We start from the raw sequence: 25938 nt of genomic DNA on the forward strand, positions 1-25938 counted from the left end.
CCCCGGCTCCGGTTGACCTTCGGGGGGCGTGGGGCTAGGCAATTCCGGGAGTGCACCGCGGAAGCCGACCCGCCCGCGCATGGGAGTGTCCGATTTGGAAGAACTGCTGCGAGAATACCTGCCGATTCTGGTGTTTCTCGGCCTGGCGATCGCGCTGGGCCTGATCCTGATCCTGGCCGCGGTCGTGATCGCGGTCCGCCATCCCGACGCCGAGAAGGTCAGCGCCTACGAATGCGGCTTCAACGCCTTCGACGACGCGCGGATGAAGTTCGACGTGCGGTTCTACCTGGTGTCGATCCTGTTCATCATCTTCGACCTCGAGGTGGCGTTCCTGTTCCCCTGGGCCGCCAGCTTCCAGTACCAGGGGCTGTTCGGCTTCTGGTCGATGGTGGCGTTCCTGGGCGTGCTGACCGTCGGCTTCGCCTACGAATGGAAGAAGGGAGCCCTGGAATGGGAGTGAGCACCAACGTCGCCACCGCCGGCCCCGACAAGGAGGCCGCGACCCGCGCGCTGTCGACCGAGTTGCAGGACAAGGGTTTCCTGCTGACCTCGGCCGAGGCGGCGATCAACTGGGCGCGCACCGGCAGCCTGCACTGGATGACCTTCGGGCTGGCCTGCTGCGCCGTCGAGATGATGCACACCTCGATGCCGCGCTACGACCTGGAACGCTTCGGCACCGCGCCGCGCGCCAGCCCGCGCCAGTCCGACCTGATGATCGTCGCCGGCACGCTGACCAACAAGATGGCGCCGGCGCTGCGCAAGGTCTACGACCAGATGCCCGAGCCGCGCTATGTGATCTCGATGGGCTCGTGCGCCAACGGCGGCGGCTACTACCACTACAGCTATTCGGTGGTGCGCGGCTGCGACCGGATCGTGCCGGTGGACATCTACGTGCCCGGGTGCCCGCCGACCGCCGAGGCGCTGCTCTACGGCATCCTGCAGCTGCAGCGGAAGATCCGCCGCACCGGCACCATCACCCGCTAAAAACAAGGGGGCACCGCATGGAAGAGGCGCTTGCAGAGCTGGGCGGGCTGATCGCCCAGCGCCAGGAGGAGGCGATCATCGACGCCCGCGTCGTGCGCGGCGAGCTGGTCGCCACCGTCGGCACCGCGACGATCCCGGCGTTCGTGAAGTTCCTCAAGACCGACTCGTCGTGCCAGTTCACCACGCTGATCGACATCACCGCGGTCGACTATCCGCAGCGCGAGCGGCGCTTCGAGGTGGTCTACCACTTCCTGTCGATGACCCAGAACCAGCGCATCCGCGTCAAGGTCGCGGTGCGCGAGGACGAGATCGTGCCCTCGATCACCGACATCCACCCCGCGGCCAACTGGTTCGAGCGCGAAGTGTTCGACATGTACGGGATCATGTTCTCGGGCCATCCCGACCTGCGCCGGATCCTGACCGACTACGGCTTCCGCGGCCACCCGCTGCGCAAGGACTTCCCGACCACCGGCTATGTCGAGGTGCGCTACGACGAGCTCGAGAAGCGCGTCGTCTACGAGCCGGTGCAGCTGGTGCAGGAATACCGCCAGTTCGACTTCATGAGCCCGTGGGAGGGCGCCGACTACATCCTGCCCGGCGACGAGAAGTCCGAGGGCGAGGCGCGCTGAATGACCCGAGTCGCCACCCCCTGCCGCGTCTGCGCCGTGCCCGCCGGGGCGGCGCGCGCGCCGCGGCCGAACCCGGACCGGGCCTACGCCCCGGACCCGAACTTCGCCCCGAAGCCATACTTCGCCCCGGACCCAAACACGGAGGTCATGCCATGGGCATCCTTTCCTGGCTAGTGAGCGCGGTGCTGCTGGGCGTGCCGCTGTACCGGCTGTTGCCGCGCGCGGGGATGAACCCGCTGCTGGCGCTGCTGGCGCTGGTGCCGTTCGCGGGGATCGTGGTGCTGTGGATCATCGCCTTCCGCAGCTGGCCCGGCGACAACGTTTCCGAAAGGTTCTGAGCATGGACGGCTCTCGTGACGACGCGCTGACCACCGAGCAGCAGATCCGCAACTTCAACATCAACTTCGGCCCGCAACACCCTGCGGCGCACGGCGTTCTGCGTCTGGTGCTGGAGCTTGACGGCGAGATTGTCGAGCGCTGCGATCCGCACATCGGCCTGCTGCACCGCGGCACCGAGAAGCTGATGGAAAGCCGCACCTACCTGCAGAACCTGCCGTATTTTGACCGGCTGGACTATGTCGCGCCGATGAACCAGGAACATGCCTGGTGCCTGGCGATCGAGCGGCTGACCGGTACCCCGGTGCCGCGCCGCGGCAGCCTGATCCGGGTGCTGTTCATGGAGATCGGCCGGGTCCTGAACCACCTGCTGAACGTGACCACGCAGGCGATGGACGTCGGCGCGCTGACGCCGCCGCTGTGGGGCTTCGAGGAACGCGAGAAGCTGATGGTGTTCTACGAGCGGGCCTGCGGCGCGCGGCTGCACGCGGCCTACATCCGGCCCGGGGGCGTGCACCGCGATCTGCCGCCCGAGCTGCTGGACGACATCCGCACCTGGGCCGAGGAGTTCCCCGCCAGGGTCGACGACATCGAGGGCCTGCTGACCGAGAACCGGATCTTCAAGCAGCGCAACGTCGACATCGGCGTGGTCACCCGCCAGGACGTGATGGACTGGGGCATGTCCGGGGTGATGGTGCGCGGCTCGGGGATGGCCTGGGACCTGCGCCGGGCGCAGCCCTACGAGCTGTACGACGAGTTCGACTTCAAGATCCCCGTGGGCAAGAACGGCGACTGCTACGACCGCTACCTGTGCCGCATGGAAGAGATGCGCGAGTCGACGAAGATCATCCTGCAGTGCCTTGACAAGATTGCAGAAACCGACGGCCAGCCGGTGATGCACCGGGGCAAGATCAGCCCGCCGACGCGGACCGACATGAAGACCTCGATGGAGGCGCTGATCCATCACTTCAAGCTGTACACCGAAGGCTTTCATGTGCCCGAGGGCGAGATCTATGCCGCGGTCGAGGCGCCCAAGGGCGAGTTCGGCGTCTACCTGGTCTCGGACGGCACCAACAAGCCGTACAAGACCAAGCTGCGCGCGCCCGGCTTCCTGCACCTCGCGGCGATGGACCACATGCTGCGCGGCCACCAGCTGGCCGACGTCTCGGCGGTGCTGGGCTCGCTCGACATCGTCTTCGGCGAGGTCGACCGGTGAAGTGTACTTGGTCAGTGGCGCTTGGCATTGCGTTGGCAATGTTCTCTCCTACCGCGAACGCGGAGGGCAATCGTGGTGTCGTGGGAAATGAGGACGTTGCGTATTTCTGCGCGGATACCGCTGAGCATGTTCGTCTACTTGATTTCGCTCTGAATTCTATTGTGGAGGAACCTGGCAGATATGGTCAATCTGCGGGGAAATTACTTGTAGAAAAGACTAATGATCTTCTGGCCGTTGAGCGCAAGCTGAAGGTGGTTTCGGGCCCTAGTGTGTATAATTTCCTCTTCGTACCAGATAGCAAAATCTTAGAGTTACTCAGGGGCGCGGATGAATTAAACAGGCTAAGCTATCGTGAGCCTGGTTCAGACAGAACAATGGCGAAGATGCAGGAGTTTTCGCTGCTATCTAATACAATTCAGAAAGATTTGCCGCTTCTTTGTCGTTCGGACTTCCAATCAGAGTAGGTTACAATGCTCCGCCGTCTCCATCCCGAACAGCCCGACAGCTTCGCCTTCACCGAGGCCAACTTGGACTGGGCCAAGTCGCAGATCGCCAAGTACCCCGAGGGCCGGCAGGCCAGCGCCATCATCCCGCTGCTGTGGCGCGCCCAGGAGCAGGAGGGCTGGCTGACCCGCCCGGCGATCGAGGCCGTGGCCGAAATGCTGGACATGGCCTATATCCGCGCCCTCGAGGTCGCCAGCTTCTACTTCATGTTCCAGCTGCAACCGGTTGGGTCCGTTGCGAACATACAGGTCTGCGGCACCACGTCCTGCATGATCTGCGGGGCCGAGGACCTGATCGCCGTCTGCCGCGAGAAGATCGCGCCGGACCCGCACCAGCTGTCCGCCGACGGCAGGTTCAGCTGGGAAGAGGTCGAGTGCCTGGGCGCCTGCGCCAACGCGCCGATGGCGCAGATCGGCAAGGACTACTACGAGGATCTGACCGCCGAACGGCTGGGCGAGATCATCGACGCGCTGGGCCGCGGCGAGGTGCCCGCGCCCGGGCCGCAGAACGGCCGCTTCGCCTCGGAGCCGCTGGGCGGGCTGACCTCGCTGCAGGAGTTCGCCGGCGATCACGACGCCAACGCCTCGGTCACCCGGGCGCTGTACTGGGGCGACACCGTGGCGCGGATCCGGGGCGACGAGCAGCCCGCCGGCGTCGCGCCGCCGGCGCGCACCCACCCAGAGGCGGGCGGCCCCGGCGAGGCGCAGGACAGCGCGCCGGACGCGCAGCCGCCGTCGGACGCGCAGAAGATCGGCCACCCCGAGGTCGACAAGTCCGAGGAGGGCCGCCCGGTCGGCATCGAGGGCCCGCGCGGCGGCCAGCCCGACGATCTGAAGCAGATCACCGGCGTCGGCCCCAAGCTCGAGGCGCTGCTGCACCAGCTGGGATTCTACCATTTCGACCAGATCGCCGCGTGGACAGATGCCGAGATTGCCTGGATCGACACCAATCTGGAAGGTTTCAAGGGCCGTGTGACCCGTGATAACTGGGTCGAGCAGGCCCGCGACCTGGCATCCCGCAAGGAGGGCTGAGCTGCGCCGCGGCCGCATGACGGCACGCCGGCAGGGAGACGAGCGCATGACCGAGAAGAAGCCGAAGCCGGATCTGGTGGACGACGAACGCACATTGTGGATCGGCGCCGCCGTCGCCGCGGTGGTGTTCGCGCTGGCGCTGATCGTCTCGGTGCATGCGCTGCTGGCGCTTGTGCTGGGGCTGCTGCTGTTCGGGGTGCTGGGCTGGATCCTGCACGTCAACCTGGGATTCGATCTGCCGAGGACCGGTGCGCGGGGGCCCGGCGCGGGCGCCGCCGCGGTGCCTCCGGCGCCGCATCCGGCCGCCGCGCAGCCGGCCCCGGCCGCACCGGATCCGGCCGCCTCGAACGCGGCGCCCGCTGCGCCGGCGGGGACCGCGCCGCAGTCGCCGCCCGCGGCCCGGACCGGGCCGCCGGTGCAGGCCAGCACGCCGCTGCCGGGCGAGGCCGATCTGGCCGGCCGCAAGGGCGCGTGGCGCTATGAAGCGGCCGCCGGGGGTGACGCCGACGACGGCGCGGCGCCCGTTGCGGCCGCGCCGGACGTCGCCGGCCGGCCGCAGGGGCTGGAGGCGCCGCGTGCCGGCGGCAAGGACGATCTGAAGCGGATCAAGGGCGTCGGCCCGAAGCTGGAGCAGACCCTCAACGACCTGGGCTATTACCATTTCGACCAGATCGCCGGCTGGACCGGCGCCGAGGTCGCCTGGGTCGACGAGAACCTCGAGGGCTTCAGGGGCCGGGTCACCCGCGACGACTGGGTCGGGCAGGCGCGGCAACTGACCGCGGGCGGCTGAGCGGCGCCGGGCGCGCGCCGCCGCGACCGGGGCACGACGACGGACGACACGACGACGAACGACAGGACGAGCAACGGAAACGGAAGGCCGGCGACAGGTGCCAGGACCCTCGGACAAGACCGGCAACGCCCAGGTGCGGCTCGCCACGATCGTGATCGTGGCGGCGTTCGCGCTGTGGATGGCGGGGTCGGCGCTTGGCGGGGCGCTGGGGCTGCCTGTGCGTTTCGCGTTCCTTCTGGATCTGATGTGCATCGCGGCTCTGGTCTGGGCGCTCGCGGTGCTCTACAGGGTCTGGCGGCGCCGCCAGGACAACGGAGTTTGAGGCATGCTTGAGGACAAGGACCGCATCTTCACCAACCTCTACGGGATGCACGACCGGTCGCTGCAGGGCGCGCGGGCGCGGGGCCACTGGGACGGCACCGACGCGCTGATCCAGCGCGGCCGGGACGCGATCGTCGACGAGATGAAGAACTCTGGCCTGCGCGGGCGCGGCGGCGCGGGCTTTCCGACCGGGCTGAAGTGGTCGTTCATGCCCAAGGAATCGGACGGCCGGCCGCACTACCTGGTGGTCAACGCCGACGAGTCCGAGCCCGGCACCTGCAAGGACCGCGAGATCATGCGCCACGATCCGCACACGCTGATCGAGGGCTGCCTGATCGCCAGCTTCGCGATGGGCGCGCACGCCTGCTACATCTACCTGCGCGGCGAGTACATCCGCGAGCGCGAGGCGCTGCAGGCGGCGATCGACGAGTGCTACGACGCCGGCCTGGTGGGCCGGAACGCCGCCGGCTCGGGCTGGGATTTCGACATCTACCTGCACCACGGCGCCGGCGCCTACATCTGCGGCGAGGAGACCGCGCTGCTGGAAAGCCTGGAAGGCCGCAAGGGCATGCCGCGGCTGAAGCCGCCGTTCCCGGCGGGCGTCGGCCTCTACGGCTGCCCGACCACGGTGAACAACGTCGAGTCGATCGCCGTCGTGCCGACGATCCTGCGCCGCGGCGCGGACTGGTTCTCGTCGTTCGGCCGGCCGAACAACGCCGGAACCAAGGTGTTCGCGATCTCGGGCCACGTGAACCGCCCCTGCGTCGTCGAGGAGGCGATGTCGATTTCCTTCGAGGAGCTGATCGACCGGCACTGCGGCGGCATCCGCGGCGGCTGGGACAACCTCAAGGCGGTGATCCCCGGCGGCTCGTCGGTGCCGTGCCTGCCCGCTTCGGCGATGAAGGAGGCGATCATGGACTTCGACTGGCTGCGCGAGCAGAAGTCGGGTCTGGGCACCGCCGCGATCATCGTGATGGACCAGTCCACCGACATCATCAAGGCGATCTGGCGGCTGTCGAAGTTCTACAAGCACGAGAGCTGCGGCCAGTGCACGCCGTGCCGCGAGGGCACCGGCTGGATGATGCGGGTGATGGACCGCCTGGTGCGCGGCGAGGCCGAGGTCGAGGAGATCGAGATGCTGCTCGACGTCACCAAGCAGGTCGAGGGCCACACCATCTGCGCGCTCGGCGACGCCGCCGCCTGGCCGATCCAGGGCCTGATCCGGCATTTCCGCGACGAAATCGAGGACCGCATCAAGGCGCAGAAGACCGGCCGCGTCAGCGCGGTGGCGGCCGAGTAGGGCCGGCGCCCGGCACAGCGACAGCGAGGAGAGGCAGACATGGACGCGATCACCGGCTACGCGCACGCCATCGTCTCGCTGGCGCTGTTCGCGGTCCTGGCGCTGGCGCTGAATCCCTGGGCCGGGATCGCGCGCGGCCGGGCCGGGCTGGTGCCGGGGCAGATGCCCGAACCGGACTACGCCAGCCGGGCCTTCCGCATCACCCGCTCGTATCAGAACACGGTCGAGATGACCGGCGTGTTCGCCGCCGTCGTCGCCGCGGCGGTGCTGGCGGGGGCAAACCCGTTCTGGGTCAACCTGCTCGCCTCGCTGGCGCTGGTCAGCCGGATCGCGATGATCTTCGTGCACGTCCAGGGCATCGGCAAGGCGAACAACGGGTTGCGCACGATCTTCTTCGTGGCCGGCTGGGCGATGATGCTGCTGCTGGCGCTGATCGCCGCGGTCGCGGCGGTCTGAGGCCGGGGATGGAGCATCACCTCGCCCAGCTGAACGTCGGCCGCCTGGTGGCGGCGCCCGGCGATCCCCGCGTCGCCGAGTTCATGGACAACCTCGACCGGGTCAACGGGCTGGGCAAGCGGATGCCGGGGTTCGTCTGGATGATGGAGGGCTCGGGCGCGCCCGGCACCGGCAACACCGACAACAACATCGGCGACGACCCGCGTTTCGTCGCCAACCTGACCGTCTGGGAAACCCCCCGGGCGCTGGAGGAATTCGTCTGGAACACCGTGCACCGGCAGTTCTACGAGCGTCGCGCCGCGTGGTTCGAAGTGCTGGGCGAGATGCATTTCGCGATGTGGTGGGTGCCGAAGGGCCACCGCCCGACGCTGGACGAGGCGCTGGCGCGGCTGGCGCATCTGCGCGTCCACGGCGACAGCGACCACGCCTTCGGCTGGGCGCATCTGCGGGACCGGGCGACGCGGTGGCGGCAAGGGCGCTGCGCGCCGGTGGCCGCCGAATGAGCCGGGCGGCGCGGATCGCGGTCGCCGCGGCGCTGTCGGCGCTGGCCGCCGGCGGGGTGTCGGCGCAGGCGGCGGCGACGCTGCCGCCGGGCTATCCGCGCGCGGTGTTCGACTGGGCGGTGCATGCCGACCTGGCCGCGCGGGTGGCGCGCGGCTGCCGCGGCATCGGCCTGAATTCCGAGCTGGCCGACGCCCGCCTCGGCGTGGCGCTGGCGCAGGCGTTCTCCTCCGGGACCGCGTACCTGGCATGGGCCGGGCGCCCGGGCCGCGCCGCCGAGGAGGCCCGCGTCCGCGCGCTGGTGGCCGGGACGGTCGCCCGCCTGGGCGCCGACGCCGGCTACGACATCGCCGACCGCGACCAGCTCTGCGCGCTGGGCCGGGCGCAGATCGCCGCCGGCACGCCGGCGGGCGAGCTGCTTTTCACGGGGGGCCGCCGATGAGCCGGGCCGCCCCTGACGCCGCGTCGAATAAGCCGCTTCCGGGCCTTGCGGTCCGGGCGCTCTTTCGCGATGTTGCGGCGCAAGACGCGCCGGCGGATTCCGCCCCCGCCGGCCGCGCCCACGATCCGAGGACCACATGAGCGATTTGCGCACCATCATCATCGACGGCCATGAGGTCGAGGCCGATCCGCGGCTGACCCTGCTGCAGGCGTGCGAGCAGGCCGGGGTCGAGATCCCGCGCTTCTGCTATCACGAGCGGCTGTCGATCGCCGGCAACTGCCGCATGTGCCTGGTCGAGGTCGTGGGCGGACCGCCCAAGCCCGCCGCCAGCTGCGCGATGCAGGTCAAGGACCTGCGCCCCGGCAAGGACGGCGCCCCGCCCGAGGTGCGCACCACCTCGCCGATGGTCAGGAAGGCGCGCGAGGGGGTGATGGAGTTCCTGCTCATCAACCATCCGCTGGACTGCCCGATCTGCGACCAGGGCGGCGAGTGCGACCTGCAGGACCAGGCGATGGCCTACGGCATGGACTTCTCGCGCTACCGCGAGCCGAAGCGGTCCTCGATCGACCCGGACCTGGGGCCGCTGGTCGCCACCAAGATGACCCGCTGCATCAGCTGCACCCGCTGCGTGCGCTTCATCACCGAGGTCGCCGGCATCCCCGAGCTGGGCCAGACCGGCCGCGGCGAGGACAGCGAGATCACCTCGTATCTGGGCGCGATGCTGACTTCGGAGCTGCAGGGCAACGTCATCGACCTGTGCCCGGTCGGCGCGCTGACCTCGAAGCCCTACGCCTTCACCGCGCGGCCCTGGGAGCTGAGAAAGACCGAAAGCATCGACGTGATGGACGCGCTGGGCAGCTCGATCCGCGTCGACACCAAGGGTCGCGAGGTGATGCGCATCCTGCCGCGCAACCACGACGGCACCAACGAGGAATGGCTGGCCGACCGCTCGCGCTTCGTCTGGGACGGGCTGCGCCGGCAGCGGCTGGACCGGCCCTATGTCCGCAAGGGCGGCAAGCTGGCGCAGGCGACCTGGGGCGAGGCGTTCGCCGCGATCGGCGATGCCGTGAACGGCAAGGCCGTCGCCGCGGTCGCCGGCGATCTGGCCTCGGTCGAGGCGATCTACGCGCTCAAGGCGCTGGTCGGCGGCGCCGGCGGCAGGCTCGAGTGCCGCACCGACGGCGCGCGCCTGCCCGAGGGCAACCGCGCCGCCTATGCCGGCACCGCGCGGATCGAGGACATCGACGCCGCGCGGCGCATCCTGCTGATCGGCGCCAACCCCCGCAACGAGGCCCCGGTGCTGAACGCGCGCATCCGCAAGGCGTGGCTGAGGGGCGCCGAGGTCGGCATGGTCGGCGAAGCGGTGGACCTGACCTACGACTACGACCACATCGGCACAGACCGCGCGGCGCTGCGACGCGTCGTCGACATGGGCGGCAACGACGAGATCCGCGACACCCCGAGCATCGTGATCGTCGGCCAGGGCGCGCTTCGGGGCGACGATGGCGCCGCGGTGCTGGCCGCCGCGCAGAAGATCTGCGCCGACACCGGCAGCGGCCTGCTGGTGCTGCACACCGCCGCTGCCCGCGTCGGCGGCATGGATATCGGCTTCACCACCGAGGGCGGCATCGACGCGGCGCTGGACGGCGCCGAGGTGATCTACAACCTGGGCGTCGACGAGATGGACATGCCCGACGGCGCCTTCGTGATCTACCAGGGCAGCCACGGCGACCGCGGCGCGCACCGCGCCGACGTGATCCTGCCCGGCGCCGCCTGGACCGAGGAGCCGGGGATATTCGTCAACACCGAAGGCCGCCCGCAGCAGGCGTTCCGCGCCGGCTTCCCGCCGGGCGCCGCGAAGGAGAACTGGGCGATCATCCGCGCGCTGTCGGCCGAGCTGGGCGCGACGCTGCCGTTCAACTCGATCGAGGAGCTGCGCGCGCAGATCTTCGAGGCGCATCCGCACCTGGCCGAGCTGGACGAGGTGCCGCAGAACGCCGGCGACCAGCTGGCGCCGGGCGAGCTGGGGCAGGGCGACTTCCCCGCCGCGGTGGGCGCGCATTTCCAGAGCAACCCGATCGCCCGCGCCTCGACGGTGATGGCGGAGCTTTCCCGACTGGCTGCCGAGCGCAGGCAGCCGCTGGCGGCGGAGTAAGACATGGCGGAATTCCTCGCGACCCCATTCGGAACGTTCCTGCTGATCCTCGGCCAGAGCCTGCTGGTCGTCGTCAGCGTGCTGCTGGCGCTGGCGTTCCTGATGTACGCCGACCGCAAGGTCTGGGCCGCGGTGCAGATGCGCAAGGGCCCGAACGTGGTCGGCCCGTTCGGCCTGCTGCAAAGCTTCGCCGACTTCCTGAAGTACATCGTCAAGGAAGTCGTGGTGCCGGCGGGCGCGGACAAGCCGGTGTTCTTCCTGGCGCCGATGATCGCCTTCGTGCTGGCGGTGATCAGCTGGGCGGTGATCCCGTTCAACGACGGCTGGGTGATCGCCAACCTGAACGTCGGCATCCTCTACATCTTCGCGGTGTCCTCGCTGGAAGTGTACGGCGTGATCATGGGCGGCTGGGCGTCGAACTCGAAATACCCGTTCCTGGGCTCGCTGCGCTCGGCCGCGCAGATGATCTCGTACGAGGTGTCGATCGGCTTCATCATCGTCGGCGTGCTGATCTCGACCGCGTCGCTGAACCTCAGCGACATCGTCACCGCGCAGCGCGGCGACTGGGGGCTGATGTCGTGGTACTGGCTGCCGCACCTGCCGATGGTGGTGCTGTTCTTCGTCAGCGCGCTGGCCGAGACCAACCGCCCGCCGTTCGACCTGCCCGAGGCCGAGGCCGAGCTGGTCGCCGGCTACCAGGTCGAGTATTCCTCGACGCCGTTCCTGCTGTTCATGATCGGCGAGCTGATGGCCGTGGTGCTGATGTGCGCGCTGATCACCATCCTGTTCTTCGGCGGCTGGCTGACGCCGATTCCCGGCGTGTCCGAATGGTGGATCCTGGGCGACGGGCTGCACTGGATGGTCATCAAGATGGCGTTCTTCTTCTTCCTGTTCGCCATGGTGAAGGCGATTGTGCCGCGCTACCGCTACGACCAGCTGATGCGCCTGGGCTGGAAGGTGTTCCTGCCGATGTCGCTGGGCTGGGTGGTGATCGTCGCCGGGCTGGCGATGGTCGACGGCGAGGACGGCAACCTCGGCGGCCTGTGGGCGCGCTGGACCCCGGCCGTGGTCGTGGCCGAGTGATCCGCGGCGCGGCATATCTGCTGGCCACGCTGGCGGCGGCGCCGGTGGCGGCGTCCGTCGCCGCGGCGCAGGACCTGGCGGTGATCGGCGCCTGCAGCGGCGTGCCGCTGGACGCCGGCGCCTGCGACGCCGACGCGCTGGCGGCGGAGCTTGGCCTGCTGGGCCCCGCCGACGTGCAGATGTTCCGCCCCTACGGCATGGAAAGCTTCGCGATCCTGACCGCGCTGCACTACGGCGCCTCGGCGCTGTACTTCGCCGCCGAGGGCGAGGGCTGCACCGCCGAGGAGGAGCGCGCCGCGGCGGTCGAGATCTGGTCGCTCTGGGTCGACCTGCCGGCCGGGGTGCCGCAGGCCGTCGCCGAGCGTTTCGCCGTCTACGACGGCGTGATGGACAACATCATTCAAATGGAGGTCGGGTGCTGAAATGACCGCGATCGACTGGACACGCGCCACGCGCTACTTCCTGCTGGCCGACTTCCTCGGCGGCTTCAAGCTGGGGCTGAAGTACTTCTTCGCGCCCAAGGCGACGCTGAACTACCCGCACGAGAAGGGCCCGCTTTCGCCCCGGTTCCGCGGCGAGCACGCGCTGCGCCGCTATCCCAACGGCGAGGAACGCTGCATCGCCTGCAAGCTGTGCGAGGCGATCTGCCCGGCGCAGGCGATCACCATCGACGCCGAACCGCGCGCGGACGGCTCGCGCCGGACCACGCGCTACGACATCGACATGACCAAGTGCATCTACTGCGGCTTCTGCCAGGAGGCGTGCCCGGTGGACGCGATCGTCGAGGGGCCGAACTTCGAGTTCTCGACCGAAACCCGCGAGGAACTCTACTACGACAAGGACAAGCTGCTGGCCAACGGCGACCGGTGGGAGGCAGAGATCGCCCGCAACCTTGAGATGGACGCGCCTTACCGGTAACGAGCGGGCCACGACCAGCGCCGGCCCCCCGCCCGGCGCCAACTGAACGAGGGACAGATCCATGGGCTTTGCCGCCTTCGCCTTCTATCTTTTCGCGATCACCGCCGTCGTCTCGGGCGGGCTGGTGGTGCTGTCGCGCAACCCGGTGCACTCGGTGCTGTGGCTGATCCTGGCGTTCATCTCGTCGGCGGGGCTGTTCATCCTGCTGGGCGCCGAGTTCGTGGCGCTGCTGCTGGTGATCGTCTACGTCGGCGCGGTCGCGGTGCTGTTCCTGTTCGTGGTGATGATGCTGGACGTCGACTTCGCCGAGCTGCGCGGCGAGTTCTCGCGCTACGCGCCGATCGGCTTCCTGCTGGGGCTGGTGATCCTGCTGCAGCTGGGCTTCGCCTTCGGCGCCTGGGAGGTGACCGAGCAGGCCGCCGCGCAGCGCGCCGCGGTGACCCCGGCGCCCGAGCAGGTGCAGAACACCGTCGCGCTGGGGCAGCTGATCTACACCCGCTACATCTTCCTGTTCCAGGCTGCGGGCCTGGTGCTGTTCGTGGCCATGGTCGGGGCCATCGTGCTGACCCTGCGCCACCGCACCAACGTCAAGCGGCAGGACATCCTGGCGCAGATGTACCGCGATCCGGCGGCCTCGGTCGAGCTGAAGGACGTCAAGCCGGGGCAGGGCATCTGATGCGCGCCGGGGCCGTGATCGCCGTCATCGCCGTGCTGGCCGCGGCCGCCCCGGCGGCCGGGCCGGCCGCGGCGCAGACGCCGCCGGCGCCGCCGCCGGTGCAGCTGCCGGTGAAGACCTATCCGGAGATCACCACCTTCGGCGGCTCGGACGCGCCGGTGGCGGCGGACGGGCAGGCGGTCTACCAGCTGTACTCGGCGCAGAAGGAGGCCGGGCGGCCCTGGGTCGGCGCGGTGTTCGTGCGCCGGATGGGCGGCGCGGCGACCTATCTCAGCCGCGCCTACGACTGCGCCGCCGGCACCTGGCGCTGGCTGGGCGAGGCGGCGCGGCCGGACCGGATCAGCCTGTCGGTGACCTCGCTCGACCAGACCCGGCGCCGGGCGCTCGTTCCCGGCTCGATCGAACACAGACTTGCCCATTACGCCTGCGCGCTCTGAGGAGAAGACCATGACCCGAACCGGCAGCGCCCCCCTTCGCGACAGATCGGAGACCCGAGCATGATCGGCCTGTCCCATTACCTGACCGTCGCCGCGATCCTGTTCGTCACCGGCATCTTCGGGATCTTCCTGAACCGCAAGAACGTGATCGTGATCCTGATGTCGCTGGAGCTGATGCTGCTGGCGGTGAACATCAACTTCGTCGCCTTCTCGTCCTTCCTTGGCGATCTGGCGGGGCAGGTGTTCGCGCTGTTCGTGCTGACCGTGGCCGCGGCCGAGGCCGCCATCGGGCTGGCGATCCTGGTCTGCTTCTTCCGCAACCGCGGCACCATCGCGGTCGAAGACATCAACGTGATGAAGGGCTGAGGCATGGCGACGATCATCCTTTTCGCGCCGCTGGTCGGCGCCCTGATCTGCGGCTTCGGCCACCGGTTCATCGGCGAGAAGGCGGCGACGATGACCGCCACCGCGCTGCTGTTCCTGTCGGCGCTGCTGTCCTGGGTGGTGTTCCTCGGCCACGACGGCGACCAGGTCGCCACGGTCGAGCTGTTCCGCTGGATCGAGAGCGGCAGCATGTCGGCCTACTGGGCGGTCCGGCTGGACACGCTGACCGCGGTGATGCTGGTGGTGATCACCACCGTCTCGGCGCTGGTGCACCTCTATTCCGTCGGCTACATGGCGCATGACGAGAACTGGAAGAAGGGCGAAAGCTATTGTCCCCGGTTCTTCGCCTACCTGTCGTTCTTCACCTTCGCCATGCTGATGCTGGTGACCGCCGACAACCTGGTGCAGATGTTCTTCGGCTGGGAGGGCGTGGGCGTCGCCTCGTACCTGCTGATCGGCTTCTACTACCGCAAGCCCTCGGCCAACAACGCGGCGATGAAGGCGTTCATCGTCAACCGGGTCGGCGACTTCGGCTTCGCGCTGGGCATCTTCGCGTTGTTCTACCTGACCGACTCGATCCAGTTCGACGTCATCTTCGGCGCCGCGCCGGACCTGGCCGCGACCAGCCTGAGCTTCCTGTGGATGCAGGTGAACGCGGCCGAGCTGATCGCGGTGCTGCTGTTCATCGGCGCTATGGGCAAGTCGGCGCAGCTGTTCCTGCACACCTGGCTGCCGGACGCGATGGAGGGCCCGACCCCGGTGTCGGCGCTGATCCACGCCGCCACCATGGTCACCGCCGGGGTGTTCCTGGTCGTCCGCATGTCGCCGCTGTTCGAATACGCGCCCGGCGCGCTGACCATGGTGACGGTGATCGGCGCCTCGACCGCGTTCTTCGCCGCGACCGTGGGTCTGGTGCAGAACGACATCAAGCGGGTGATCGCCTATTCGACCTGCTCGCAGCTGGGCTACATGTTCGCCGCCGCCGGCGTCGGCTTCTATCAGGCGGCGATGTTCCACCTGTTCACCCACGCCGCGTTCAAGGCGCTGCTGTTCCTCGGCGCCGGCTCGGTGATCACCGCGATGCACCACGAGCAGGACATGCGCAACTACGGCGGGCTGAAGGACAAGGTGCCGCTGACGTTCTGGACGATGATCATCGGCACGCTGGCGATCACCGGCGTCGGCATCCCGTTCAGCTACGACCTGGTGGGCGTGCCGATCGGGCTGGCCGGGTTCGTGTCGAAGGACGCGATCATCGAGGGCGTCTACGCCGGCAACTCGGTCTATGCCTTCGGGCTGCTGTTGATCGCGGCGCTGTTCACCAGCTTCTACTCCTGGCGGCTGATCTTCATGACCTTCTACGGCGAGCCGCGCGGCGACATGCACGCGCACGAGCATGCGCACGAGAGCCCGCGGGTGATGACCGTGCCGCTGGTGGTGCTGGCGGTCGGCGCGGTGCTGCTGGGCACGGTCTACTACAAGCCGTTCGTCGGCAGCTCGGCCGAGAAGTTCTTCGGCCCCTCGGTCTACAACTACACCGGCGCCGAGGCCAGCGATCACGCCGCGGCCCCTGCCGCCGACACCGGGGCCGACCCTGCGGCCGATTCTGCGGCCGATTCTGCCGCCGAACCCGAGGCGCCGGCCGTGGCCCGTGACCAGGCCGACGCGCCCGCCGCGGACGCGCACGCCGCCGGCGACGGCGCGGCGGCCGCCGACCTGTCGCGCCTCGATGAGCGCGAGTTCGTGCTGCACGCCTATCACGGCGTGCCGGAGTGGGTGAAACTGGCGCCGTTCGTGGCCATGCTGCTGGGTCTGGGCACGGCCTATCTGTTCTACATCGCGCGGCCCGAGCTGCCCGGCCGGCTGGCCGCGGCGAACCCGGGCCTGTACCGCTTCCTGCTGAACAAGTGGTATTTCGACGAGCTCTACGACGTGCTGTTCGTGCGTCCGGCGCGCGCCATCGGCCGCTTCCTGTGGAAGCAGGGCGACGGCGCGACGATCGACGGCGGCATCAACGGGCTGGCGATGGGGGTGGTGCCGTTCTTCACCCGCGTCGCGGCGCGGGTGCAGTCGGGCTATGTGTTCCACTACGCCTTCGCGATGTTCATCGGGCTTGCGGCCCTTCTGACCTGGATCCTGCTGAGGGCGTTTAGCTGATGGACAACCTGCTTTCCCTGGTCACCTTCCTGCCGCTGATCGGTGCGGTGGTACTGATGCTGTTCCTGCGCGGCGAGGACGAGGCGGCGCGGCTGAACGCCAAGCGGCTGGCGCTGTTCACCACGCTGGCGACCTTCCTGCTGTCGCTGGCGGTGATCTCGGGCTTCGATCCGAACGACGCCGGCTTCCAGTTCGTCGAGGAATCGGAATGGATCGGCGGGCTGACCTACAAGCTGGGCGTCGACGGCATCTCGGTGCTGTTCGTGATGCTGACCACCTTCCTGATGCCGATCACCATCGGCGCCTGCTGGTCGGTCGAGCACCGGGTGAAGGAATACATGATCGCCTTCCTGGTGCTCGAGACGCTGATGATCGGCGTGTTCGTGGCGCTGGACCTGATCCTGTTCTACTTCTTCTTCGAGGCCGGGCTGATCCCGATGTTCCTGATCATCGGCATCTGGGGCGGCAAGGAACGGATCTACGCCGCGTTCAAGTTCTTCCTGTACACGCTGCTCGGATCGCTGCTGATGCTGGTGGCGATGCTGGCGATGTACGTCGACGCCGGCACCACCGACATCGTGCGGCTGCTGAACCACGACTTCAGCTCGCAGGCGCTGGACCTGTTCGGCTTCCAGATCATCGGCGGGCTGCAGACGCTGCTGTGGATCGCCTTCTTCGCCAGCTTCGCGGTGAAGATGCCGATGTGGCCGGTGCACACCTGGCTGCCGGACGCGCACGTGCAGGCGCCGACCGCCGGCTCGGTGATCCTGGCGGCGATCCTGCTGAAGATGGGCGGCTACGGCTTCCTGCGCTTCAGCCTGCCGATGTTCCCGGTGGCGAGCGACCTGATGGCGAACTTCGTGTTCGCGCTGTCGGTGATCGCGATCATCTACACCTCGCTGGTGGCGATGATGCAGGAGGACATGAAGAAGCTGATCGCCTATTCCTCGGTGGCGCACATGGGCTTCGTGACCATGGGCATCTTCGCGGCGAACCGGCAGGGCGTGGACGGGGCGATCTTCCAGATGATCAGCCACGGCTTCATCTCGGGCGCGCTGTTCCTTGCGGTCGGGGTGATCTACGACCGCATGCACACGCGCGAGATCGACGCCTACGGCGGGCTGGTGATCCGGATGCCGGCGTTCGCGCTGATCTTCATGCTGTTCACCATGGCCAACGTCGGGCTGCCCGGCACCTCGGGCTTCGTCGGCGAGTTCCTGACCCTGGCCGGCGCGTTCCAGGCCAACACCTGGGTCGCGTTCTTCGCCACCACCGGGGTGATCCTGTCGGCGGCCTACGCGCTGTGGCTGTACCGCCGCGTGGCGTTCGGCGACCTGATCAAGGAAAGCCTGCGCTCGATCCGGGACATGGACCGGCGCGAGCGGCTGCTGTTCGCGCCGCTGGTGGCGATGACGCTGCTGCTGGGGATCTATCCCAGCCTGGCGCTGGACCAGATCGGGCCGTCGGTCGCGGCGCTTCTGAACAACTACGAGCTTGCGCTGGCCGAGGCGCAGACGCAGCTGGCCGAGAACTGAGGGAACGCGGATGTTTGCCCAAGACCTGAACACTGTCCTGCCCGAGGTCGCGCTGGCGGTCTATGCCATGGCCGCGCTGATGGCCGGCGTCTTCGGCCTCGTGAACTCGCGCGTCGTGCTGTGGACCACGGCGGCGGTGCTGGCGACCTTCGGCGCCTGGATCGGCGTCTCTCCCGGCGGCGAGACCACCGCCTTCGCCGACAGCTTCGTCAACGACGGCTTCGCCCGCTTCGCCAAGGTGGTGCTGCTGTGGGGCGCGGCGGCGATGCTGCTGATCAGCGACGAGTACCTCGAGCGCAACAGCCTGCTGAACTACGAGTACCCGGTGCTGGTGGCGCTGTCGGTGGTCGGGATGATGGTGATGGTCTCGGCACACGATCTGATGGTGCTGTACCTGGGGCTGGAGCTGCAGTCGCTGGCGCTGTACGTGATCGCCGCCTACCGGCGCGACTCGGTGCGCTCGACCGAGGCCGGGCTGAAGTACTTCGTGCTCGGCGCGCTCAGCTCGGGGATGCTGCTCTACGGCGCCTCGCTGACCTACGGCACCGCCGGAACCACCAACCTCGCCGGCATCGGCGCGATCGTCAGCGCCGGAGACATCTCGGTCGGGCTGCTGTTCGGGCTGGTGTTCCTGTGCGCCGGGCTGGCGTTCAAGGTCTCGGCGGCGCCGTTCCACATGTGGACCCCGGACGTCTACGAGGGCGCGCCGACGCCGGTCACCGGCTTTTTCGCCACCGCGCCGAAGATGGCGGCGGCGGGGCTGTTCGCGCGGGTGCTGTTCGACGGCTTCGCCGGCGCGGTCGCCGACTGGCAGCAGATCCTGGCGTTCCTGTCGCTGGCCTCGATGCTGCTGGGTTCGGTCGCCGCGATCGGCCAGAGCAACATCAAGCGGCTGATGGCCTATTCCTCGATCGGCCACATGGGCTATGCGCTGATGGGCCTGGCCGCGGGAACCGAGGCCGGGGTCGGCGCCATGCTGCTCTACATGGCGATCTACGTGACCATGAACGTCGGCGTGTTCGCCTTCATCCTGAACATGACCCGCGACGGCACCGGGGTCACCGACATCGCCGCGCTCGGCCTCTACAGCCGGGTCGATCCGGCGCGGGCGCTGTGCCTGGCGGTGCTGATGTTCTCGCTGGCCGGGCTGCCGCCGCTGGTCGGGTTCTGGGCCAAGTTCGTGGTGTTCCAGGCCGCGGTCGACGCCGGCCTGGTCTGGCTGGCGGTGATCGGCGTGGTCGCCTCGGTGATCGGCGCGTTCTACTACCTGCGCATCGTCTACCTGATGTACTTCGGCGAGCCGGTCGACGCGCTCGACGGCACCATGCCGCCGCTGCACTGGGCGGCGCTGGGGGTCAGCGCGGCGGCGATGGTGCTGGGCGTGGTGAACCTGTTCGGCGTCGACGCGATGGCCGCCGCCGCCGCCGCGACGCTGGTGAATTGACCGGCCCGGCCGGTTCCGGGGCCGGGGATGGGGCCGGCGATGGCGCCGGCATCCGCCGCGTCGTGCTGGCCCGGACCGACAGCACCAACGCCGAGGCGCTGCGCCGCCTGGCCGCGGGCGAGGCGGCGCCGTTCTGGGTGCTGGCCGACCGCCAGACCGCCGGGCGCGGCCGCCGCGGCCGGCCCTGGGTGTCGCCGGCGGGCAATTTCTACGGCAGCGTCGCGCTGCGCCCCGGCGGCGACGCCGGGCAGGCGGCGCTGCGCAGCTTCACCGCCGCGCTGGCGCTGGCCGAGACGCTGGACGGGCTCGGGCTCGACCCGGCGCGGCTGGCGCTGAAATGGCCCAACGACGTGCTGCTGGACGGGCGCAAGCTGGCCGGAATCCTGCTGGAGGGCACCAGCCAGCGCGGCGCGCTGGCGCTGGTGGTGGGGATCGGCGTCAACCTCGCCAGCGCGCCGCCGCCCGGCGCGGTCGAGCCGGGCGCGGTGCCGCCGGTGGCGCTGGCCGAGGCCGGGCTGCGGCTGACGCCCGACGCCTTTCTGGACGCGCTGGCGCCGCGCTTCGCCGCGCTCGAGGCCGAATTCGCGGCCCGCGGCTTCGAACCGATCCGCGCCGCCTGGCTGGCGCGTGCGGCGCGGCTGGGCCAGCAGATCACCGCGCGGCTGCCGGGCCGGCAGATCACCGGCCGGTTCGAGACGGTGGACGAGACCGGGGCAGTCGTTCTAGATACCCCCGCCGGCCGGCAGCACCTGCCGGCGGCCGACATACACTTCTGACGGAAGGGCGGATCTGCCCATGCTTCTGGCCATCGACGTCGGCAACACCAACTGCGTCTTCGCGCTGCACGACGGCACGCGCGAACTGGCGGCGTTCCGCTGCCGGACCGAGCACGCCCGCACCGCCGACGAATACTACGTCTGGCTGCAGCAGCTGATGACGCTGAACGGCATCGCCGGGCGGATCACCGACGTGATCGTGTCCTCGGTGGTGCCGCAGGTGGTGTTCAACCTGCGGGTCCTGTCGGACAAGTACTTCCGCACCCGCCCGATGGTCGTCGGCAAGCCCGAGGTCGCGCTGGGCGTGCCGGTGCGCGTCGACGCCGACACCACCGTCGGCGCCGACCGGCTGGTGAACACCGTCGGCGCCTACGACCGCTACGGCGGCGACCTGGTGGTGGTCGATTTCGGCACCGCCACCACCTTCGACGTGGTCGGCCACGACGGCGCCTACGAGGGCGGGGTGATCGCGCCGGGCGTCAACCTGTCGCTCAAGGCGCTCAGCCAGGCCGCCGCGGCGCTGCCCTACATCGACGTGACCCACCCCGAAAAGGTCGTCGGCACCAACACCCGCGCCTGCATGCAGTCGGGGATCTACTGGGGTTACATCAGCCTGATCGAGGGCGTCTGCGCCCGCATCGCCGCCGAGCGCGGGCGCGAGATGAAGGTGGTCGGAACCGGCGGCCTGTCGCCGCTGTTCGACCAGGGGACCGACGTCTTCGACCACATCGACACCGATCTGACCATTCACGGGCTCGTGCTGATCCACGCCCGCAACAGCCCGAAAGCGAAATTGACCGTATGACGAATGATCCGAAACTGACCTACCTGGCGCTTGGCGGCGCCGGCGAGATCGGCATGAACATGTATCTCTACGGCTACGGGCCGGTGGGGGCGCAGCGCTTCATCCTGGTCGACACCGGCGTGACCTTTCCGGACATGGACGGCTCGCCCGGGGTCGACCTGATCATGGCCGACCCCGGCTTCATCGCCGCGCGCGCCGACCGGCTGGACGGGATCCTGATCACCCACGCCCACGAGGATCACGTCGGCGCGCTCGGCCACCTGTGGCCGCGGCTGCAGGCGCCGGTCTACGCGCGCCGCTTCACCGCGCTGATCGCCCAGCAGAAGCTGGAGCGGGCCGGCCAGGACCCGAAGATCGTGCGCACCGCCCCGGCCTGGCCCGAGACGGTCGAGATCGGCCCGTTCCGCGTCGGCTTCGTGCCGGTGTCGCACTCGATCCCCGAGGCCTCGGCGCTGGTGATCGACACCCCCGCGGGCCGCATCCTGCACACCGGCGATCTGAAGCTGGACCAGACGCCGCTGGTCGGCGAGCCGTGGGACCCGGCGCGGTTCCGCAGCATCGGCGACGACGGCGTGAAGGCGCTGGTCTGCGATTCGACCAATGTGTTCTCGCCGCACCACGGCCGCTCCGAGGCCGACATCGTCGGCCCGGTCGAGGCGCTGATGGCCGAGGCCAAAGGCCTGGTCGTCGCCACCACGTTCGCCTCGAACATCGCCCGGCTGCGCACGCTGGCGCAGGCGGCGCACGACCAGGGCCGCTCGGTTGTGGTGCTGGGCCGGGCGATGAACCAGATGATCCAGAACGGCTTCGCCACCGATGTGCTGCCCGACTTCCCGCCGGTGGTCGACGTGCAGGACGCCGAGGGCATCGCCCGCGGGAACCTGTTCATGCTGGCCACCGGCAGCCAGGGCGAGCGCCGCGCCGCCACCGCGCAGCTCGCCTCGCAGGGCTATCGCGGCTTCCGCCTGAAACAGGGCGACACCTTCCTGTTCTCGTCCAAGACCATCCCCGGCAACGAGAAGTCCGTCGGCCGGATCCTGAACCAGCTGTCCGAGCAGGGCGTGCGGGTGATCGACGACAGCGACGGGCGCTACCATGTCTCGGGGCATGCCAACCGCCCGGACCTGGAACAGGTGCACACGCTGGTGCGCCCGGCCAACGTGATCCCGATGCACGGCGAGCACCGCCACCTGGTCAGCCATGCCGAACTGGCCCGCAGCCACGGCCGCACCGGCGTGGTCGCCGCCAACGGCGCGGTGGTCGACCTGACCGGCCCCGAGGCCGAGGTCATCGATCAGGTCGAGACCGGGCGGCTCTACCTCGACGGCCGGGTGCTGATCGGCGCGATGGACGGCGTGGTGCGCGAGCGCATGCGCATGGCGCTGCGCGGCCACGTCATCGTCTCGGTGCTGCTCGAGGGCGACGGCAGCATGGCCGACGCGCCCTGGGCCGAGATCGTCGGCCTGCCCGAGACCGGCGCCGGGCGCAAGCCGGTGGCCGAGATGATCGAGCAGGCGGTGGACGCGGCGCTGTCCGGCGCCAAGCGCGCGGCGCTGCGCGACGATGCCGAAGTCGAGAAGCTGGTCGAGCGCGCGGTGCGCACCGCCGCCGACGAGCTGGTCGGCAAGAAACCGGTGACGACGGTGCTGATCAACCGCTTCGAGGGCTGACGCCACACCGCCGCCGCGGGACAGGCCCACGCAAGAGAAAACGCCGCGCCGGGATCCCGGCGCGGCGTTTTTCATGTCTGCTGCGGGGCCGGCTCAGCTGGCCTTCTTCTCCAGCTCGGCCTCGGCCTTGACCGTGTCGATCACCGACGAGGCCGAGGCGCGGGCGCGCGGCTTGCGCTGGCGCGGCGCGTCGGCGGCCGGCTGCTTCGGTTCGGCTGCTGTCTCGGCCGGTGCTTCGACCTCGGCCCCGGAGTTCGGAGCCTCGGCTTCTGTGGCCTCGGCTTCGGCGACTTCGGCTTCCGGGGCCGGTCCGGCATCGGGCTGCGCCCCGGCGGGCACCGCGTCGGTGCTGGCTTCTGCCGGGGTTCCGGTCTCGGTCACCGACTTGGGGTCGGCCTCGGGATCGCCTTCGGAACCGGCGTCCGGCGCGGGCGCGGTGTCGCCGGCAGTGTCCTCGGCGGTGTCCTCGGCGGCCTTCCTGGCGCTGCGGCGGCGCCGCGGCTTCTTCGGCTTCTCGTCCGCTGCGGCCTCGGCGGCCTCGGCGGGCGTTGCGGCCGGGGCAGGGGCCTGCTCGGCCGCGTTCCCCGCATCCGCCGTATCGGCGCCGGCCTCCGCCGTCTCGGCAGCGGCGTCATCGGCCTTCCGGGCGGTCTTCTTGCGGCGCGGCTTCTTATTCGGCTTGTCCTCGGCCGCCGGCTCCGGCGCGGTCTCGACCGCCTCGGAGGTCTCGGTCGCGGTCTCCGCCTCCGCGGCCACCGCGTCGTCCTCGTACGGCTCCTCGTCGTCGCCGCCGCCCGCGCCCGGCAGGTCGGCCAGCGCCTCGCGCAGATCGCGGGTCATGAACGCGGGGACATGATCGCCCATGCCGACGACACGGTTGGTGTCGTTGCGGCCCCGGCGCCCGCGGGAGCGGTCGCTGCCCCGGTCGTTGGCCCGGTCGCCGGTCCGATCACTGGCCCGATCCTGACCGCGATCGCCGGACCGGTCGCTCGCGCGGTCGGCACCGCGTTCGCCGGACCGTTCGCTGCTCCGGTATTCGGTCCGGGATTCGGTCCGGGTTTCGGTCCGGGTCTCGGCCACCGGCGCCTCGACGGTCTCGGCGGCGTCGTCACGACGACGGCTGCGCTCGCGGGTGCGGCTGCGCGGCGCGGCGCGGCGTTCGTCCTGCTCCGCGGGCGTGTCCTCGGCGGCGGCGGAGGTGCCCAGCGGGTTGTCGATCACCGGGATCGGCTTGCCCAGCAGCTCCTCGACCTTGTCGAGATGCTTCTTGTCGGCCGGAACGTACAGCGACAGCGCCTTGCCCGAGCGCCCGGCGCGGCCGGTGCGGCCGATGCGGTGAATGTAATCCTCGGAATGGATCGGGATGTCGAAGTTGAACACATGGCTGACGCTGGGAATGTCTAGACCGCGCGCGGCGACGTCCGAGGCGATCAGCAGCCGCAGCGACTTGTCGCGGAACGAATCCAGCGTCCGGGTGCGGATCGACTGGTCCAGATCGCCGTGAATCGGCGCGGCGTCGTAGCCGTGCTTGGTCAGCGACTTCGCCAGCACGTCCACGTCGCGCTTGCGGTTGCAGAAGATGATGCCGTTGGTCAGCGCCGGGCCCTCGGCGTCGATCAGCGCGCGCAGCGCGGCGCGCTTCTCGCTGTCGGCGCGGTCGCGGCGCGACGGGGCGATCTTGCACACCGCCTGCTCGATGGTCTCGGCGGCGGTGGCCTGGCGGGCGACCTCGACCCGGACCGGGTTCGACAGGAATTCCTGGGTGATGCGGGTGATCTCGGGCGCCATCGTGGCCGAGTAGAACATCGTCTGCCGGGTGAACGGCGTCAGCTTGAAGATCCGCTCGATGTCCGGAATGAAGCCCATGTCGAGCATCCGGTCGGCCTCGTCCACCACCATGATCTCGATCCCGGTCAGCATCAGCTTGCCGCGCTCGAAATGGTCGAGCAGGCGGCCGGGGGTGGCGATCAGCACGTCGACGCCGCGGTCGATCAGCCGGTCCTGGTCCTTGAAGCTGGTGCCGCCGATCAGCAGCGCCATGCTCAGTTTAATGTGCCTGGAATAGGTCTCGAAGTTCTCGGCGACCTGGGCGGCCAGCTCGCGCGTCGGCGCCAGCACCAGCGAACGCGGCATCCGGGCGCGGGCGCGGCCCTTGGCCAGCAGCGTCAGCATCGGCAGCGTGAAGCTGGCGGTCTTGCCGGTGCCGGTCTGGGCGATGCCCAGCACGTCGCGGCCGTTCAGGGCGTGCGGGATCGCCTCGGCCTGGATCGGGGTGGGGGTTTCGTAACCGGTATCGGTCACGGCTTGCAGAACCCGCGGGTCCAGATTCAGATCTGTAAAAGCTGTCATTGCTCGCTGTTTTTCAGGTGCGGCTACAGGTACGGCCGCAAAAACAACGCGGCCAGCATTCCCGGATCGGAATGGCTCGTGCGGCTTCACATAAGCCATCGCGGCCCGCAGGTCAACGTGCGCGCCGGTTCCGCGCCGCAATGCCACAGCCCGCGCGGCTTTGATCCCGGCCGCGGCCGCGCTATACCTGCACGCCGAGCGCCGCGCGAGACGCGCACCCCGCGAACCTAAGCGAAAGGGCCGCCGATGAACGTCGCCCCCCCGAAAGGCCCGCGTGGCATGGCGATGCTGCGCGTGGCGGGCATCCGTCACTGGACCGACCGCACGTTCAGCTTCACCTGCGAGCGGCCCGACAGCCTGCGCTTCCGCTCGGGCGAGTTCGTGATGATCGGGCTGATGGACGGCGAAAAGCCGCTGCTGCGCGCCTATTCCATCGCCTCGCCCAGCTGGGACGAGACGCTGGAGTTCTATTCGATCAAGGTGGCCGACGGGCCGCTGACCTCGCGCCTGCAGCACCTGCGCGACGGCGACCAGATCGTGATGCGGCCCAAGCCGGTCGGCACGCTGGTGCACGACGCGCTGCTGCCCGGCAGGCGGCTGTTCCTGTTCTCGACCGGCACCGGCATCGCGCCCTTCGCCAGCGTGATCCGCGACCCCGAGACCTACGACAAGTTCGACCGGGTGATCCTGACCCACACCTGCCGCGAGCGGGGCGAGCTGGCCTATGGTCTCGATCTGGTCGAACGGATCCGCACCCACGAGTTCCTGCCCGAGATCGTCGGCGACAAGCTGACCCACATCGCCACCACCACCCGCGAGCACAGCCCGCAGATGGGCCGGATGACCGACTGGATCCGCGACGGCCGGCTGGCCGCGGCCAGCGGCGGGCCGCTGGACCCGGACACCGACCGGGTGATGATCTGCGGCTCGATGAACATGCTCAAGGAACACAAGGCGCTGTGCGAGGCCGCCGGCATGACCGAGGGCGCGAACTCCGAGCCCGGTCATTTCGTGATCGAGAAGGCCTTCGTGGACTGAC

The 25938-nt window shown here is 69.4% G+C and carries 27 protein-coding genes and 1 pseudogene; 27 read left to right on the forward strand and 1 reads right to left on the reverse strand.

What is annotated here, in order from left to right; all coding sequences use genetic code 11:
- Positions 1-94: 94 nt before the first annotated feature.
- From GE300_RS04670 to GE300_RS04795, 26 genes are all read left to right on the forward strand, one after another.
- Complete coding sequence (locus GE300_RS04670; protein WP_154445366.1) at positions 95-460, forward strand: NADH-quinone oxidoreductase subunit A; 366 nt, start codon at positions 95-97, stop codon at positions 458-460.
- Positions 451-984, forward strand: coding sequence for a NuoB/complex I 20 kDa subunit family protein (locus GE300_RS04675; RefSeq protein WP_154445368.1), 534 nt, complete (start codon positions 451-453; stop codon positions 982-984). Before GE300_RS04670 ends, GE300_RS04675 begins: the two co-directional genes overlap by 10 nt.
- A gap of 17 nt (positions 985-1001) precedes the next feature.
- Complete coding sequence (locus tag GE300_RS04680) at positions 1002-1613, forward strand: NADH-quinone oxidoreductase subunit C (RefSeq protein WP_154445370.1); 612 nt, start codon at positions 1002-1004, stop codon at positions 1611-1613.
- 152 nt (positions 1614-1765) lie between these two features.
- Positions 1766-1951: a hypothetical protein gene (locus GE300_RS04685; RefSeq protein ID WP_154445372.1), complete on the forward strand. Its 186-nt coding sequence runs from the start codon at positions 1766-1768 to the stop codon at positions 1949-1951.
- A gap of 2 nt (positions 1952-1953) precedes the next feature.
- A complete protein-coding gene (locus GE300_RS04690) occupies positions 1954-3165 on the forward strand; it encodes an NADH-quinone oxidoreductase subunit D (protein ID WP_154445374.1) in 1212 nt (403 codons plus the stop codon).
- 14 nt (positions 3166-3179) lie between these two features.
- Complete coding sequence (locus GE300_RS04695) at positions 3180-3629, forward strand: hypothetical protein (RefSeq protein ID WP_154445376.1); 450 nt, start codon at positions 3180-3182, stop codon at positions 3627-3629.
- 6 nt (positions 3630-3635) lie between these two features.
- Positions 3636-4700: an NADH-quinone oxidoreductase subunit NuoE gene (gene nuoE / locus GE300_RS04700; RefSeq protein WP_154445378.1), complete on the forward strand. Its 1065-nt coding sequence runs from the start codon at positions 3636-3638 to the stop codon at positions 4698-4700.
- A 46-nt stretch (positions 4701-4746) separates the two neighbouring features.
- Positions 4747-5490, forward strand: a complete 744-nt coding sequence (locus GE300_RS04705) for an endonuclease (RefSeq protein ID WP_154445380.1) — start codon at positions 4747-4749, stop codon at positions 5488-5490.
- 97 nt (positions 5491-5587) lie between these two features.
- Entirely contained in the window at positions 5588-5812 is a 225-nt protein-coding gene (locus GE300_RS04710) for a DUF5337 domain-containing protein (protein ID WP_325063102.1), read from the forward strand.
- Between the two features lie 3 nt (positions 5813-5815).
- Positions 5816-7111, forward strand: coding sequence for an NADH-quinone oxidoreductase subunit NuoF (gene nuoF / locus GE300_RS04715; protein ID WP_154445382.1), 1296 nt, complete (start codon positions 5816-5818; stop codon positions 7109-7111).
- A gap of 39 nt (positions 7112-7150) precedes the next feature.
- A complete protein-coding gene (locus GE300_RS04720) occupies positions 7151-7567 on the forward strand; it encodes an MAPEG family protein (protein ID WP_154445384.1) in 417 nt (138 codons plus the stop codon).
- 8 nt (positions 7568-7575) lie between these two features.
- Complete coding sequence (locus GE300_RS04725; protein WP_154445386.1) at positions 7576-8070, forward strand: DUF3291 domain-containing protein; 495 nt, start codon at positions 7576-7578, stop codon at positions 8068-8070.
- The gene (locus GE300_RS04730; RefSeq protein ID WP_154445388.1) at positions 8067-8510 is read left to right on the forward strand and encodes a hypothetical protein; all 444 of its coding nucleotides are present in this window, start codon (positions 8067-8069) and stop codon (positions 8508-8510) included. Before GE300_RS04725 ends, GE300_RS04730 begins: the two co-directional genes overlap by 4 nt.
- A gap of 136 nt (positions 8511-8646) precedes the next feature.
- Positions 8647-10665, forward strand: a complete 2019-nt coding sequence (nuoG, locus tag GE300_RS04735; protein ID WP_154445390.1) for an NADH-quinone oxidoreductase subunit NuoG — start codon at positions 8647-8649, stop codon at positions 10663-10665.
- 3 nt (positions 10666-10668) lie between these two features.
- The gene (gene nuoH, locus GE300_RS04740; protein ID WP_154445392.1) at positions 10669-11748 is read left to right on the forward strand and encodes an NADH-quinone oxidoreductase subunit NuoH; all 1080 of its coding nucleotides are present in this window, start codon (positions 10669-10671) and stop codon (positions 11746-11748) included.
- Positions 11745-12170, forward strand: coding sequence for a hypothetical protein (locus GE300_RS04745; protein ID WP_154445393.1), 426 nt, complete (start codon positions 11745-11747; stop codon positions 12168-12170). The genes nuoH and GE300_RS04745 overlap by 4 nt, the downstream gene beginning before the upstream one ends.
- Before the next feature lies 1 nt (position 12171).
- Entirely contained in the window at positions 12172-12666 is a 495-nt protein-coding gene (nuoI, locus tag GE300_RS04750; protein ID WP_154445394.1) for an NADH-quinone oxidoreductase subunit NuoI, read from the forward strand.
- A gap of 61 nt (positions 12667-12727) precedes the next feature.
- The gene (locus GE300_RS04755; RefSeq protein WP_154445395.1) at positions 12728-13342 is read left to right on the forward strand and encodes an NADH-quinone oxidoreductase subunit J; all 615 of its coding nucleotides are present in this window, start codon (positions 12728-12730) and stop codon (positions 13340-13342) included.
- Positions 13342-13779: a hypothetical protein gene (locus tag GE300_RS04760; RefSeq protein WP_154445396.1), complete on the forward strand. Its 438-nt coding sequence runs from the start codon at positions 13342-13344 to the stop codon at positions 13777-13779. Before GE300_RS04755 ends, GE300_RS04760 begins: the two co-directional genes overlap by 1 nt.
- A gap of 60 nt (positions 13780-13839) precedes the next feature.
- Positions 13840-14145 (forward strand): NADH-quinone oxidoreductase subunit NuoK, encoded by a 306-nt coding sequence (gene nuoK / locus GE300_RS04765; RefSeq protein WP_154445397.1) that lies wholly within the window; start codon positions 13840-13842, stop codon positions 14143-14145.
- Between the two features lie 3 nt (positions 14146-14148).
- A complete protein-coding gene (gene nuoL, locus GE300_RS04770; protein ID WP_154445398.1) occupies positions 14149-16320 on the forward strand; it encodes an NADH-quinone oxidoreductase subunit L in 2172 nt (723 codons plus the stop codon).
- On the forward strand, positions 16320-17855 hold the full coding sequence (locus tag GE300_RS04775) for an NADH-quinone oxidoreductase subunit M (RefSeq protein WP_154445399.1): 1536 nt from the start codon (positions 16320-16322) through the stop codon (positions 17853-17855). Before nuoL ends, GE300_RS04775 begins: the two co-directional genes overlap by 1 nt.
- Before the next feature lie 10 nt (positions 17856-17865).
- On the forward strand, positions 17866-19299 hold the full coding sequence (gene nuoN, locus GE300_RS04780) for an NADH-quinone oxidoreductase subunit NuoN (RefSeq protein ID WP_154445400.1): 1434 nt from the start codon (positions 17866-17868) through the stop codon (positions 19297-19299).
- 62 nt (positions 19300-19361) lie between these two features.
- Complete coding sequence (locus GE300_RS04785) at positions 19362-20075, forward strand: biotin--[acetyl-CoA-carboxylase] ligase (RefSeq protein ID WP_325063103.1); 714 nt, start codon at positions 19362-19364, stop codon at positions 20073-20075.
- A gap of 19 nt (positions 20076-20094) precedes the next feature.
- On the forward strand, positions 20095-20880 hold the full coding sequence (locus GE300_RS04790; RefSeq protein ID WP_154445402.1) for a type III pantothenate kinase: 786 nt from the start codon (positions 20095-20097) through the stop codon (positions 20878-20880).
- Complete coding sequence (locus GE300_RS04795; protein WP_154445403.1) at positions 20877-22550, forward strand: ribonuclease J; 1674 nt, start codon at positions 20877-20879, stop codon at positions 22548-22550. Before GE300_RS04790 ends, GE300_RS04795 begins: the two co-directional genes overlap by 4 nt.
- An 810-nt stretch (positions 22551-23360) precedes the next feature.
- Here GE300_RS04795 and GE300_RS04800 read toward each other — a convergent pair.
- Positions 23361-24899: pseudogene (locus tag GE300_RS04800) on the reverse strand (DEAD/DEAH box helicase); the annotation flags it as partial.
- Between the two features lie 246 nt (positions 24900-25145).
- On the opposite strand from GE300_RS04800, the gene GE300_RS04805 reads away from it, so the two are divergent.
- Positions 25146-25937: a ferredoxin--NADP reductase gene (locus GE300_RS04805; RefSeq protein ID WP_154445405.1), complete on the forward strand. Its 792-nt coding sequence runs from the start codon at positions 25146-25148 to the stop codon at positions 25935-25937.
- Position 25938 lies beyond the last annotated feature (1 nt).

It is taken from the genome of Halovulum marinum, assembly GCF_009697225.1.
GTDB classification, from domain to species: domain Bacteria; phylum Pseudomonadota; class Alphaproteobacteria; order Rhodobacterales; family Rhodobacteraceae; genus Halovulum; species Halovulum marinum.

What these genes read in the sequence shown, in the direction of transcription:
- GE300_RS04755 (WP_154445395.1), top strand. Translation starts at nt 12,728, where the DNA reads ATGGGCTTTGCCGCCTTCGCCTTCTATCTTTTCGCGATCACCGCCGTC.
- GE300_RS04705 (WP_154445380.1), top strand. Translation starts at nt 4,747, where the DNA reads ATGACCGAGAAGAAGCCGAAGCCGGATCTGGTGGACGACGAACGCACA.
- GE300_RS04760 (WP_154445396.1), top strand. Translation starts at nt 13,342, where the DNA reads ATGCGCGCCGGGGCCGTGATCGCCGTCATCGCCGTGCTGGCCGCGGCC.
- GE300_RS04675 (WP_154445368.1), top strand. Translation starts at nt 451, where the DNA reads ATGGGAGTGAGCACCAACGTCGCCACCGCCGGCCCCGACAAGGAGGCC.
- nuoE (WP_154445378.1), top strand. Translation starts at nt 3,636, where the DNA reads ATGCTCCGCCGTCTCCATCCCGAACAGCCCGACAGCTTCGCCTTCACC.
- GE300_RS04775 (WP_154445399.1), top strand. Translation starts at nt 16,320, where the DNA reads ATGGACAACCTGCTTTCCCTGGTCACCTTCCTGCCGCTGATCGGTGCG.
- nuoF (WP_154445382.1), top strand. Translation starts at nt 5,816, where the DNA reads ATGCTTGAGGACAAGGACCGCATCTTCACCAACCTCTACGGGATGCAC.
- GE300_RS04690 (WP_154445374.1), top strand. Translation starts at nt 1,954, where the DNA reads ATGGACGGCTCTCGTGACGACGCGCTGACCACCGAGCAGCAGATCCGC.
- nuoI (WP_154445394.1), top strand. Translation starts at nt 12,172, where the DNA reads ATGACCGCGATCGACTGGACACGCGCCACGCGCTACTTCCTGCTGGCC.
- GE300_RS04730 (WP_154445388.1), top strand. Translation starts at nt 8,067, where the DNA reads ATGAGCCGGGCGGCGCGGATCGCGGTCGCCGCGGCGCTGTCGGCGCTG.
- nuoN (WP_154445400.1), top strand. Translation starts at nt 17,866, where the DNA reads ATGTTTGCCCAAGACCTGAACACTGTCCTGCCCGAGGTCGCGCTGGCG.
- GE300_RS04680 (WP_154445370.1), top strand. Translation starts at nt 1,002, where the DNA reads ATGGAAGAGGCGCTTGCAGAGCTGGGCGGGCTGATCGCCCAGCGCCAG.
- GE300_RS04805 (WP_154445405.1), top strand. Translation starts at nt 25,146, where the DNA reads ATGAACGTCGCCCCCCCGAAAGGCCCGCGTGGCATGGCGATGCTGCGC.
- nuoK (WP_154445397.1), top strand. Translation starts at nt 13,840, where the DNA reads ATGATCGGCCTGTCCCATTACCTGACCGTCGCCGCGATCCTGTTCGTC.
- nuoL (WP_154445398.1), top strand. Translation starts at nt 14,149, where the DNA reads ATGGCGACGATCATCCTTTTCGCGCCGCTGGTCGGCGCCCTGATCTGC.
- GE300_RS04725 (WP_154445386.1), top strand. Translation starts at nt 7,576, where the DNA reads ATGGAGCATCACCTCGCCCAGCTGAACGTCGGCCGCCTGGTGGCGGCG.
- GE300_RS04685 (WP_154445372.1), top strand. Translation starts at nt 1,766, where the DNA reads ATGGGCATCCTTTCCTGGCTAGTGAGCGCGGTGCTGCTGGGCGTGCCG.
- nuoG (WP_154445390.1), top strand. Translation starts at nt 8,647, where the DNA reads ATGAGCGATTTGCGCACCATCATCATCGACGGCCATGAGGTCGAGGCC.
- GE300_RS04720 (WP_154445384.1), top strand. Translation starts at nt 7,151, where the DNA reads ATGGACGCGATCACCGGCTACGCGCACGCCATCGTCTCGCTGGCGCTG.
- nuoH (WP_154445392.1), top strand. Translation starts at nt 10,669, where the DNA reads ATGGCGGAATTCCTCGCGACCCCATTCGGAACGTTCCTGCTGATCCTC.
- GE300_RS04790 (WP_154445402.1), top strand. Translation starts at nt 20,095, where the DNA reads ATGCTTCTGGCCATCGACGTCGGCAACACCAACTGCGTCTTCGCGCTG.
- GE300_RS04795 (WP_154445403.1), top strand. Translation starts at nt 20,877, where the DNA reads ATGACGAATGATCCGAAACTGACCTACCTGGCGCTTGGCGGCGCCGGC.